Source organism: Aeromonas molluscorum 848, from assembly GCF_000388115.1.
Classification (GTDB): domain Bacteria; phylum Pseudomonadota; class Gammaproteobacteria; order Enterobacterales; family Aeromonadaceae; genus Aeromonas; species Aeromonas molluscorum.
The window spans coordinates 1-12,082 of record NZ_AQGQ01000119.1; the positions used below are offsets into that span (position 1 = coordinate 1).

Below are 12,082 nucleotides of genomic sequence, written 5' to 3' on the forward strand. Positions count from 1 at the left end.
AAAACGGCTGCATGCAGGATATCCACTGGACCGATGGTTCATTCGGTTACTTCCCGAGTTACACGCTCGGCGCCATGTACGCGGCCCAGCTGCGCTTCGCGCTGGAGCGCTGCCTGGGGGAAAGCCTGGGCAGCCTGGTTACCCAGGGGCGACTCGCTGAGGTATTTGGCTGGTTGCAGCAAAACCTGTGGCAACACGGCAGCGCGTTCGACACGGACGCGCTTATCACGAGGGCAACTGGCGAGGCGCTGAACCCACAGTGGCTGCGCCGCCACCTCGAGCAGCGCTACCTGCGCTGATGTGCGCTGATGTGCGCTGATGTGCGCTCCTTGAGCCCGGCTCAGCCAGCACAGACGCCTGCAGGCGTCTGTTTTTTTACATTGCTGTCCGATTCTGGCTAGTATCAGCCCGCGCCCCCGCTTACTCTGCCCCTAACAAACGCGAGGGAGGGCCCATTGCCCCCTCCCTCTTCTTCTCTTTCCGGGACCATATCGTTCTGCCGCACTGCTACAGGAGCCGCGCCATGGCCAGTTCAGAACCAGCGAAGAGTGCTGCACCCGCCAGTGCCACCACTCAGTGTGCGCCCGCTGGTGTTTCCAGCACGGCGCAGGCCGAGGCCCACGAACAAGTCCGCATCGGCCTGAGCCGTGCTGAGTGTCTCGAGGCGCGCCTGGCGCACGATGCGCGCTTCGATGGCCGCTTCTTCACCGGGGTGCTGTCGACCGGTATCTATTGCCGTCCCATCTGCCCGGCGCGCGCGCCGCTGGAGCGCAACGTGCGTTACTTTCAGAGCGCAGCAAACGCGGAGCAGTTCGGGCTAAGGCCCTGCTTGCGTTGTCGCCCCGAGCTTGCCCCCGGGACGCAGCGCACCCTGCCGGATCTGTTGGCGCGCGCGCTCAGGGCAATAGATCGCGGCGTGCTCGCCGAACAATCCCTCGCACAGCTGGCCAGCGCCCTCGGCGTCACCGAGCGCACGCTGCGCCGTCAGTTCGAACAGCATCTTGGCGCCGCGCCCAAGCAGATAGAGCAGACTCGCCGTCTGCTGCTCGCCAAGCGCCTGCTTGCCGATACCCGCCTGCCGATCACCGAGATCGCATTCGCAGCTGGTTTTACGAGCATTCGCCGCTTCAATGATGCCTGGCAGCATGCCTATGGCATGGCGCCGCGCACACAGCGGGCCGAGTCATCCCTCGTATCCCCGCGCACGGGGGAGACCGCCTTGATGCTGCGCCTTGCCTACAGGCCCCCTTATGATGTGCAAGCCATGCTGGCATTTTATCGACTGCGCGCCATCCCGGGGCTGGAGCGTGCCGGGGCCGATTATTACGAGCGCCGCCACAGGATTCAGGGCAGTGATGGGTGGATCCGCGTCGAACCAGGCCAGGGCCATACGCTGAACGTGACGCTGAGCGGTGTGGCGCCGCGCGCCCTGCCGGACATCTTGCACAGGGTGCGCCGCATGTGGGATCTGGATGCAGACCTGGAGCAGATAAGCGCACATTTGACGCAGGATCCGCTATTGGCAAGCCTTGCGGCGCACAGCCCTGGCGTGCGGCTGCCCGCTGGCTGGAGTGATTATGAGGTGCTGCTGCGCGCCATCGTCGGCCAGCAGGTGTCGGTCAAGGGGGCCATTACCATCATGGGGCGGCTGGTTGCACGCACCGAACTGCAATTTGGCGAGGCGGCACTGCCGACCCCGGCACAATTATGCGCACTGGATCTCGATGGCATCGGCATGCCCGGCAGCCGCATCCGCACGCTGCAAGGAGTGGCCGCCGCCATGACAAGTGGCGCGCTGGTACTGGAGGGGGATTGTGATGACGCCTTGCTCGCCATCCCTGGCATAGGCCCCTGGACGCTCGCTTACTGGCGCCTGCGCACCGGTCGCGATACGAACGCGTTTCCCGCCTCGGATCTCGTGTTGCAAAAGGCGCTCGGCGCCGGACAAAAACTGCCGGTTCCCGAGGTGGAGACGCGCAGTCATCCCTGGTATCCCTGGCGCGCTTATGCCGCCAGCTGGCTATGGCACGCCATGAGCGCCGCCCCTGAACTGCTTGGCATAAATCGCAAGCCGAGGCCGAGACAGCCCAAGACAGGCCTGATCGGTACGCCGCCCACTGACAATCCGGAGACAACATCATGATCCGTTACGACCTGCTGACCACAGATTGCGGTCCCTTGCTCATCGCCATCAATGAGCAAGGCTTGTGCCATGTGGATTTTCTGGAGGGCGAGCGCCCCTTGCCCATACAAGATGAGTGGCAGCGAGACGCCGCAGCCCTGGCACCCTACCTTGCCGAATTTCGCGAGTATTTTGCCGGGGAGCGTCAAGGCTTCACCCTGCCACTCGCGGCCAAAGGAACCGAGTTCCAGCAAGCGGTGTGGCAGGCGCTGTGCGACATTCCCTATGGTGAAACCTGCAGTTATGGGGAGATAGCGCGCCGCATCGGCAGGCCCAAGGCGGTGCGCGCCGTGGGCGCCGCCAACGGCCGCAATCCGCTCTCCATCATAGTGCCCTGCCACAGGGTGATCGGCCAAAATGGCAGTCTGACCGGCTATGCGGGGGGATTGGCGATCAAGCAAGCGCTGCTCAAGCTGGAGGGGATTGATTGTTAACGCATTGAAGCATCCCCCCTCTGGCTCCGACCTCGTTGCACAGACAAGAGCCTGGGAGATCGTCAATGACGGATGGCCCCGTGCCGAACTATCGCCGGTGGATAGCCGCCCGAGGTTTCTCAGACTCTCTTCTTCTTGCTGGCTCCTCTTGCGCCAGCGGCGGCCCGCGCCAGCAGACGCCGAAAGGTGGGGCACGCCATATGGCTGGGCGCCGAGCAGATGGCGGCATGTCGAAGACCATCGCGCATCGCCGCCAACTTTTGGATTGTGTCATCAAGCTCCTGCGCCTTGGCTGACAACCGCGCTCTGTCTATCTCAAGCCACCTGTTTTCCCCCAGCATCTGGCCTATTTCATCCAGTGAGAAACCCGCCGTTTGCCCCAGGGCGATGAGTGCCAACCGCTCCAGCACGCCCTCATGAAACTGTCGCCGTATCCCCTGCCTGCCGACGGAATGGATCAGCCCCCTCTCCTCGTAGAACCGCAGCGTCTAGGCTGGTATGCCGGCGCGTTTCACCACATCAGAAATGTCCACCGATCCCCCTTGACCTCAAGTCGACTTGAGGTTGTACGCTATCCCCAGTTGCCAATCTAAACAAGCAAAGGAGAAGGCTATGAACAATCTGCTGGCAGTGGTGTGCCTTGGGGTCGGCGCAACGGCCGTGATGGATCTGTGGGGTGTGGTGCGAAGACCCTTGCTCGGCATCCCTCCCCCAACTACGGAATGCTGGGACGCTGGCTTGCCCACATGAGACATGGACAGTTTCGGCACGACGCCATAGCGGCATCCCCTGCCATGCCCGGGGAAAGGATCATTGGATGGACGCTGCATTATCTGACAGGTATCGCCTTCGCCGCCCTGCTGATTGGCATCTGGGGGGGATCCTGGACCCAGACTCCCACTCTGGGCCCGGCACTGATCATTGGCATTGGTACCGTCGTGGCGCCCTTCCTGCTCATGCAGCCGGGCATGGGCGCTGGCATCGCCGCCTCCCGCACAACGCACCCGACCTCTGCCCGGATCCAGAGTCTCATCACCCATGGGGTGTTCGGTCTTGGCTTGTATGCATCAGGCTGGGCGATAAAGCTGCTTCAGTGGGCATGAGCCTCAACAGAGGGTCAGAGCACCACTTTCAGCGCCAGCCCCAGCAGCACCAGGCCACTCACTTTGTCGATGACGGATGATTTGGCCTTGAGCCAGGCCAGCACCGGGCCACGGGAGAGCAACAGCGCCACCAGCACATACCAGATTGCATCTATGCCCCCTGCGGTCAGCATCATGATGCTCCCTTCGCGCCAACCGGTGTCGGCGTGGACGAACTGACTGAACAGCGCCAGGAAAAAGATGGCGAGCTGGGGGTTGAGGAAGGCAACCATAAACCCCTCAAAGGCGCCCTGACGTCCCCGACTCTGATGCTCGTCGGCTTCGATGCCAGTGACCTGGGGCTTGGCAAGCAGCGCTTTGATACCGAGCCAGGCGAGGAAGGCGGCGCCGCCGTAGCGAATGAGGTCAAACAGCAGCGGGGTTTGGGTAATGAGGATGGCGAGGCCGAGCGCCGTGATCAGCGCATAGATACCAACGCCCAGGCCATGTCCGAGCGCTGTTGCCACCCCATGCCGCTGACCGCCTTGTACCGTATTGCGGATGATCAATGCCAGACTGGGTCCCGGGCTGATGGCGCCCATCACGCAGATGGCGGCAAGGGCCAGCCAGCTTGTTAATTCCATATCAGTAACTCCGAAATCTCATAGTGCCAACCAAGGTAGCGTCATGCTCACCATGCCAGTAGTGAAAGTTATGAATAGAACCCATAACCGATGGCTATAGCGGATCGAGTCGCACCAGTTCAATACCTAGCAGATTGCAGGCCCCAACCGGAAGATACTCTTAGGGTCAATGTCAGGCGCGACTGGCCCTCATGGTACGCTGCAGATGATCTTTCAGGAAAGGAAACGCCAGTTCACGAAACCAGCGATGTGCAGGGTCCTGATGGTGACGCTGGTGCCACATCAAATGGTACTGCTGGGAGTTTGTCTGAAATGGCAGTGAGACAAAACAGAGCTCATGTCGCTGGCTCAACTGCCAGGCGATATGTGCCGGGGTCGTCATCAGGCAGTCGGTGCGCAGTAACACCTCAAGGGCTGCCTGGAAAAATGGCACCCGCGCAAACCAGCGCCGTGCCAACCCCAGCGGGGCCAGCACTTGCTCCACCGGGCTGTCTTTATCGCCGCCCCCACTTACCTGCAAGTGGGGCCAGGTCAGGTAATGATCCAGACTGAGCGCCTGCCCGGCGAGAGGGTGATGGCGCCCCATCAGCACCACCAGTTTGTCCTCTCCCTGATGCAGCCCCCGGATCTGATCCGGCACCAGATCCGTGATGGTGGAGACAAGATCCAGTTCGGATCGCCATAGTTCGGGCAACTGGCGCTTGTCCCACAGGCTGTACTCCAGCGCCGCTCCCGGCGCCTGCCGGGCCAGTTCGGCACAAATATCCGGCAAGATGTACTGGGCCACATAGTCAGAGGAGGCAAGCTTAAACACCCGCTCACAGCCGCCGGGGGCAAAGGTGGGGGACGCATAGAGCCGTTCGATCCCGGTCAGCGACTCTCCCAGCACGGCGGCAAGGGCCTCGGCTCTTGGGGTCAGCAGCCAGCGTTGTCCTTCCCTCACCAGCAACTCATCGCCAAACTCCTCCCTGAGCTGACCCAGCTGCTTGCTTATAGCCGGCTGGCTGAGATGCAAAAGCTCTGCCGCCCGGCTGAGATTGCGGGTTGCCAGCAGCACTTTCAGGGTGGGTAGCAGATTCAGATTGGGGTTCATATTTGATGTCACGCGCGCACTCCTTGTCGGCACCGTCCATCTTAATCCAGAGCGCCATCATTCCCTAACCAAAGCGAAAATAACCAACTATCTCAATCACCTGCAACCAGTTAGAAACCCACAATACAACCCGAAACCCTCCTTGCCCCCAATGCCCCTCAAGATGACCACTGGATGACAGATCCCGGCCATTACGCCATAATTGCGCCACTTTTCGCCTCATGCTTCGCCCGATTTCGGGCCCTCAGACAAGTGGTCACACCATGAATTACGCCAATATCACAGGTTGGGGCAAATGCCTGCCCCCCGCAGTGCTGAGCAATGACGATCTCTGCACCATCATGGAAACATCGGATGAGTGGATCCACTCCCGCACCGGCATCAAGTCCCGCCGAGTTTCCCATGTCAGTACCTCAACCCTCGCCACCCTGGCCGCTCGTCGCGCCCTGGCCTGTGCCGGTCTCGATGCCGACCAGCTCGATGGCATCATTCTCGCTACCGCGACCCCGGGAACGCTAGTTCCGAACTGCGCCTCTGCGGTGCAGCAAGCCCTGGGAGCCCGCAATGCGGCCGTATTTGACCTCAATGCCGCCTGCACCGGTTTTGTCTATGCCCTCTCGGTTGCCACCGCCCTGGTGCAAACCGGCATGATGAAGAAGGTATTGGTGATAGGCGCCGAGCGGCTGACCACCCTGCTGGACTGGGCTAAGCGCGATACCGCCGTGTTGTTTGGTGATGGCGCCGGTGCCGTGGTCGTCGAGGCCTGCGCGCAGCAATCTGGACTTGTCGCCAACAAACTGGGTTGTGATGGCGAGGCGCGCGAGATACTGCACATCCCGAATTTTGGCACCGATCGCATCCGTTTTGCCGATATTGATGGCTTGTTCACCTTCAACTTCGAAGGTCAGGAGATCTTCAAGCGCGCGGTACGTGGCATGGGTGAAGCGATCGGCGCCGTGCTGGCCCAAGCCAATATCAGCCCGGAGCAGGTCGATCTCATGGTGCCCCATCAAGCCAATATTCGCATCATAGAGACCCTCGCCAAGCGCATGAATGCCCCCATGGACAAGGTGATGATCAACATCGAAAACTATGGCAACACCTCGGCCGCCACTGTACCCATCGCCCTGTGTGAAGCGCTGGAGCAGGGCCGGGTTGCCCCCAATAGCTGGCTGCTCACCGCCGCCTTCGGCGCGGGTCTGACCTGGGGCGCAGCTCTCATCAAGTGGGGGGATAGGGTCACCCCGATTAACCACTGTGATGCCGAGCTGCCACCTTGCAACCAGACGGGCCTCGAACTCATTGCCGATGCCGTCGCAGGTTGCCAGCAGGCCGAGCGCCCACAAGTACCTGCCCCATAACGCCACTGTCTCCCCACGAGGGTCAGCCGCAGGCTGCCAGCAAACCCGTCACAAGCTCCATAAGAGGATGGCCCACTGCCATCCTCTGCCTTGCCCCTCCCCGATTTATCGCCCTGCTCCCACTTTATCTTGCTGATCCCTTGCCTTTTTTCTTTTTGAGCTACCATTACTGAGCAAGTGGTTATTAATGACTTTTCCTTGCGCTACCCAGCCCTTGAATAAGTTCAGATTACCCCCAGTGTTCACGGATGAGCTCACGTATGGCAAAACAAAACGCTATCTTCCCCGGTCCAGCGCCCCTCTTCTGGCTGCTCGCCATGGCAGTCATCAACGGGATCCTGCTCTGCATACTGACCCAGGGGTTACCCTATCCCTATCTGGCCCTCAACCTGGCGTTGGCGCTGATCCTTGGTATCTGGCTCCACCGTTACCAAGCCAGAACACTGTTGCCTGACCCTGAGAACCTGTCCCCTGTGGTCGTCCCTGCCCTGGCTGGACTGGAGCAGGTCTGCGAACAGGCGGTTCCCATCTGGACCAAACAAATCGAGAGCTCCCGCCAGCAGAGTGAGGGTGCCATGATCAGCCTCACCGAACGCTTTGTCGGTATCTCCACCAAGCTGGAAGAGGCGGTCGCCGCCTCCCACCACGCCGCCGGGGATCTTGCCGGTGAAAACTCGCAAGGCATGGCCGCCGTGCTGACCGAGAGTCAGCAGCAGCTCAACGCCGTGCTGGCCAGCATGCACAGGGCCCAGCAGAACAGGGACGACATGCTGGCGGAGATCAAGGGACTCACCGCCTACACCCAGGAGCTCAATACCATGGCGCTGGATGTGGCCAAGATCGCATCCCAAACCAATCTGCTCGCCCTCAACGCGGCCATAGAAGCGGCCCGCGCTGGCGAGGCGGGGCGCGGCTTTGCCGTGGTGGCCGGCGAGGTACGCACCCTGTCGCACTTGTCGAGTGAAACGGCCAAAAAGATGTCGGGCAAGGTCGACACCATCAATAGCGGCATTGGCCAGGTACTCCAGATAGCCGAGTCGGCGGCGACCAAGGATCACGAGTCTGTTGCGAACTCGGAGCACGCCATCGAGCAGGTGCTGGCCAGCTTTCGCAGTGCAACCACCAGCCTTGCCGAGTCTGCCGCCCTCTTGCAGCACGAGAGTGGCGGCATCCATGCCGAGATATCGGACGTCATCGTTTCACTCCAGTTCCAGGACAGGGTCAGCCAGATCCTGAACCATGTTCGCCAGAATATGGAGAGCCTCTCTGATCATCTCATTGCCGCGAAACATGCCCCCGTCCATGAGCGGCTCGCCATCGATGCCGAGCGTTGGTTGTCGGACATGGAACTCTCCTATGCCACCGACGAACAGCGCAATATCCACCATGGCAAGCACGTCGCTGCACAGAAAACAGATACCGACATCACCTTTTTTTAGGAGCTAAGCATGGGAAAAACCATCTTGATCGTGGATGACTCGGCCACCATTCGTCAGGTTGTCGGCATGACCCTCAAAACTGCCGGTTACGATGTCATCGATGCCTGTGATGGCCGGGATGCCTTGCGCAAGCTCGATGGCAAGAAGATCAACCTCATCATCAGTGACGTCAATATGCCCAATATGGACGGGATCAGCTTCGTCAGGGAGGCCAAGAAGCTGGCCAGCTACAAATTCACGCCCATCATCATGCTGACCACCGAATCTCAGGACAGCAAGAAGCAGGAAGGGCAGGCCGCCGGTGCCAAGGCCTGGGTCGTCAAGCCGTTCCAGCCTGAGCAGATGTTGGCCGCCGTCGCCAAACTCATCATGCCTTAATCGGGAGTGCCTATGCCGCTACACGCCGAACGAGTGTCAGACAAGATCACCATGAAACTGGAGGGGGAAATGACCATCTACCACGCCAGCGAACTGAAGGAGCAGATGAGCGAATGGCTGGAGCAGCCACAAGAGATAGAGATGGATCTGTCCGGTGTCAGCGAGATAGACAGCGCCGGCTTGCAGTTGCTGATCGCAGCCAAGCAAGCGTCCCAAGCCAAGGGACGCAACCTGCATCTGCTGTTTCACAGCCAGGCCGTGCTGGATGCCATAGAGCTGTGCAATCTCTCCGGCTTCTTCGGCGATCCTACACTGCTGCGCTATACCCTCAACGACTAGACGACAAGGAGCCCGAGCATGGATCTGGATCAGGCGCTACAAACCTACCTTGTCGAGGCACGGGAGTTGCTGGAGGAGATGGAGTCTTCCCTGCTTCGCCTGGAGTCGACCCCGGAGGATGACGAAATCATCGGCGCCGTATTCCGGGCCGCCCACACCATCAAAGGCTCGGCTGGCCTGTTTGGGCTGGCTCCCATCATAGGTTTCACCCATATCGTCGAGGACATACTCGATCAGGTGCGCAATCACCGGCTCGCCATCTCGGCTGAGCTGATCAAGCTGCTGCTGGAGAGCTGCGATCACATCAATCTGCTGGTCAATATCGTGGTCGAACAAGGGGATAATCCGGGGCCGGCCGAGCTTGCCCAGGATGGAATGCTACGTGAGCGTCTGCAGATTTATCAGCAAGGTGATACGGAGTCACTGGTCAGGCTGCCCTGTAGCCAGACCAGCCCCGTCGAACGTCAAGACCCGGGGCCGCAAGCCATGACCGAGCTCTGGCACATCTCGCTGCGGTTCGGTCGCGAAGTGTTTAAAAATGGTATGGAGCCCACCTCTTTTCTGCGCTACCTCGCCACGCTGGGGGAGATAGTCGCGATAGAGACCATCACCGCGGCTCTGCCCGGCTGGCAAGCACTTGATCCCGAGAACTGCTACCTCGGCTACGAAATCGACTTCGACTCGACGGCCAGCAAGGAGAGCATCAGCGAGGTGTTCGAATTCGTGCGCGACGACTGCCAGATCCTGATCCTCCCCCCCCACAGCAAGCTAGCAGAGTACCTGGCGCTAATTGAGGCACTGCCGGAAGAGAACGAGATGCTGGGCCAGTTGCTGGTCAAGACAGGGGCCCTCACTCAGGCCGAGCTGGAGGCGGCCCTGCACCTGCAACATCTCCATGCGCAGGCTCCCCATGCCCGACTCGGCGAGATACTGATTTCCCAAGGCGCCGTGGACGAAGTGGTAGTCGATGCCGCCCTCAAGAAGCAGAACCAAGGCAAGGAGCAGAAGAACAAGGAACAGCGCTTCGTACGGGTGCACGCAGACAAGCTGGATGACCTCATCAACCTGGTCGGCGAGCTGGTGGTGGCAAGCTCTGGCGCCAATTTGCTGGCCCAGCGCCTGCGCGATAGCCAGCTGCTGGAGGCAACCTCTGTCATCGCCATGCTGGTCGAGGAGATCCGCGACGGCGCCCTACACCTGCGCATGGTGCCCATCGGCGAGACCTTCAACCGCTTCCAGCGCGTCGTACGGGACGTGAGTCAGGAGCTTGACAAAGACATCACACTGCGCATCTCGGGGGCCGATACCGAACTCGACAAATCGGTGGTAGAGAAGATTGGCGATCCCTTGATGCATCTGGTGCGCAATGCCATGGATCACGGCATCGAATCGGCCGAGCGCCGCCAGCAGGCCGGCAAGCCGAGCCAGGGCACTCTCACTCTCAATGCCTTCCATGACTCGGGCAGCATAGTGCTGGAGATCCAGGATGATGGGGCAGGACTCGACAAGGAGAAGATCCTCAAGAAAGCCCTGGAGCGCGACATCATTGCGCCAGGGCAACAACTCAGCGAACAGGATATCTACCAGCTCATCTTCGAGCCGGGTTTTTCCACTGCCGAGGCAGTCACCAATCTGTCCGGGCGGGGTGTGGGCATGGATGTGGTCAAACGCAATATCCAGGCACTGCGTGGCAGCGTCGAGCTGCATAGCGAAACCGGCAAGGGCACCCTGGTTCGGATCCGCCTGCCTCTGACCCTGGCCATCATCGACGGCTTCCTGGTGCGGGTCGGCAGCGCCCACTACGTCATCCCCCTGGACATGGTGATCGAGTGTGTCGAACTGACCGAGGATGCACTGCAAGACACCCTGGGACGCGATTACATCAACCTGCGGGGCGAAGTACTGCCTTTTGTTCGCCTGCAACACTATTTCGATATCCAGAGCCAGCCGGGACGGCGGGAGAACATAGTGGTGGTGAGCCATGGCGGACAAAAATCCGGACTGGTGGTGGACGAGTTGCTGGGCGAGCTGCAAACCGTCATCAAGCCGCTCGGCAAGCTGTTCAACCATCTGCGCGGCATCAGTGGCTCCTCCATTCTCGGCGGAGGCGACATCGCCCTGATCCTGGATATTCCGGCCCTGGTGCAATCAGCCATCCAGCGGGAATTGCATCAACTGGGCCATCAAGTCATGGGGCACACCCTGTCCCCATCAAGCATCAACTGAGTAGGAGCGAGCCATGTTCAAGGATGCCACCATCAAGACCCGCCTTTTTCTGCTGCTCGGTGCGCTTTGCACACTGCTATTGCTGCTGAGCAGCCTGGGTCTGTACGGCATGCACCACGGCAACCAGGGACTGCTACGGGTCTATCAAGACAGGGTGGTGCCCCTCAAACAACTCAAGGAGATATCGGATCTCTACGCCGTCGCCATCATTGACAACGTCAACAAGGCAAATGCGGGTCTCATCAGCGCCGAGGTGGCACTCAAAGAGCTCAAGGATGCCCAGCAGCAGATTGAGCAAGTGTGGCAAAGCTATCAGGCAACCAGTCTCACCGAAGATGAACGGCGGTTATCAACCCAGGCCATTGGTCTGTTCGAGGCGGCAAACCGGGACCTCAATTTGCTCACTCACCGCCTGGCTACCCAGCATGGCTTGGTAACAGGCACGCTGGATGAATTCGATGGCCGCCTCTATGAGACCATAGACCCCATCAGCACCAAGGTGACCGAACTGGTCAATCTGCAGCTCGAGGTTGCCAAAACTGAGTTCGAACGGGCTCAATCCGCTTATCGCAGCCTGCTGCCCACCGTGATCGTTGGCATCGTCTTGGGGTTGATGGCGGCCATCTGGTTTGGCTTGCGCCTCATTCGCAGCATCACAGGCCCCATCAATCAGGCGCTAAAAGCCGCGCGTCAGTTGGCCGAAGGGGATCTGGACGTCAAGCTGGAGATCCACTCTCGCGACGAGGCGGGGCAACTGCTGGAGGCCATGCAATACATGGTCGACAAGCTCGGAGCCCTCATCAATGACATAGAACAGCAAGTGAGTGCCGCCGTCGAACAGGGCGACTTCAGCTACCGCATCAGCCTGGAACAACGCCTAGGGATATGGTGAAACGACTGAGCG

General features: G+C 60.3%; 12 protein-coding genes and 1 pseudogene. 10 read left to right on the forward strand and 3 right to left on the reverse strand.

The window, feature by feature from the left end; all coding sequences use genetic code 11:
* The 3 genes and pseudogenes from G113_RS14545 to G113_RS14555 form a co-directional block, all read left to right on the forward strand.
* Positions 1-299, forward strand: a pseudogene (locus G113_RS14545) (carboxypeptidase M32); the annotation flags it as partial.
* Positions 300-523: 224 nt separating this feature from the next.
* On the forward strand, positions 524-2,143 hold the full coding sequence (locus G113_RS14550; protein ID WP_005905519.1) for a DNA-3-methyladenine glycosylase 2 family protein: 1,620 nt from the start codon (positions 524-526) through the stop codon (positions 2,141-2,143).
* The gene (locus G113_RS14555; RefSeq protein WP_005905521.1) at positions 2,140-2,616 is read left to right on the forward strand and encodes a methylated-DNA--[protein]-cysteine S-methyltransferase; all 477 of its coding nucleotides are present in this window, start codon (positions 2,140-2,142) and stop codon (positions 2,614-2,616) included. Before G113_RS14550 ends, G113_RS14555 begins: the two co-directional genes overlap by 4 nt.
* A 119-nt stretch (positions 2,617-2,735) precedes the next feature.
* On the opposite strand, the gene G113_RS14560 is transcribed toward G113_RS14555, so the two are convergent.
* Positions 2,736-3,101 carry a MerR family DNA-binding protein gene (locus G113_RS14560; protein WP_083940395.1) on the reverse strand — a complete coding sequence of 122 codons (366 nt, stop codon included), beginning with the start codon at positions 3,099-3,101 and terminating at the stop codon, positions 2,736-2,738.
* 186 nt (positions 3,102-3,287) lie between these two features.
* On the opposite strand from G113_RS14560, the gene G113_RS14565 reads away from it, so the two are divergent.
* Entirely contained in the window at positions 3,288-3,719 is a 432-nt protein-coding gene (locus G113_RS14565; protein WP_269077644.1) for a DUF2938 domain-containing protein, read from the forward strand.
* Positions 3,720-3,733: 14 nt separating this feature from the next.
* Here G113_RS14565 and G113_RS14570 read toward each other — a convergent pair whose 3' ends face one another.
* Both G113_RS14570 and G113_RS14575 read right to left on the reverse strand, forming a co-directional pair.
* Complete coding sequence (locus G113_RS14570; protein ID WP_005905530.1) at positions 3,734-4,342, reverse strand: LysE family translocator; 609 nt, start codon at positions 4,340-4,342, stop codon at positions 3,734-3,736.
* A 172-nt stretch (positions 4,343-4,514) separates the two neighbouring features.
* Complete coding sequence (locus G113_RS14575; protein ID WP_005905531.1) at positions 4,515-5,435, reverse strand: LysR family transcriptional regulator; 921 nt, start codon at positions 5,433-5,435, stop codon at positions 4,515-4,517.
* 263 nt (positions 5,436-5,698) lie between these two features.
* Here G113_RS14575 and G113_RS14580 point away from each other — a divergent pair, with 263 nt between their 5' ends.
* From G113_RS14580 to G113_RS14605, 6 genes are all read left to right on the forward strand, one after another.
* A complete protein-coding gene (locus tag G113_RS14580) occupies positions 5,699-6,796 on the forward strand; it encodes a ketoacyl-ACP synthase III (RefSeq protein ID WP_005905532.1) in 1,098 nt (365 codons plus the stop codon).
* A gap of 260 nt (positions 6,797-7,056) precedes the next feature.
* Positions 7,057-8,235, forward strand: coding sequence for a methyl-accepting chemotaxis protein (locus G113_RS14585; RefSeq protein ID WP_005905533.1), 1,179 nt, complete (start codon positions 7,057-7,059; stop codon positions 8,233-8,235).
* 9 nt (positions 8,236-8,244) lie between these two features.
* Positions 8,245-8,613 carry a response regulator gene (locus tag G113_RS14590; RefSeq protein WP_005905534.1) on the forward strand — a complete coding sequence of 123 codons (369 nt, stop codon included), beginning with the start codon at positions 8,245-8,247 and terminating at the stop codon, positions 8,611-8,613.
* 12 nt (positions 8,614-8,625) lie between these two features.
* A complete protein-coding gene (locus G113_RS14595; RefSeq protein WP_005905535.1) occupies positions 8,626-8,952 on the forward strand; it encodes an STAS domain-containing protein in 327 nt (108 codons plus the stop codon).
* Positions 8,953-8,970: 18 nt separating this feature from the next.
* Positions 8,971-11,178 (forward strand): chemotaxis protein CheA, encoded by a 2,208-nt coding sequence (locus tag G113_RS14600; RefSeq protein ID WP_005905536.1) that lies wholly within the window; start codon positions 8,971-8,973, stop codon positions 11,176-11,178.
* Positions 11,179-11,191: 13 nt separating this feature from the next.
* Positions 11,192-12,070, forward strand: coding sequence for an MCP four helix bundle domain-containing protein (locus G113_RS14605; protein ID WP_005905537.1), 879 nt, complete (start codon positions 11,192-11,194; stop codon positions 12,068-12,070).
* The last annotated feature ends 12 nt before the right edge of the window (positions 12,071-12,082 follow it).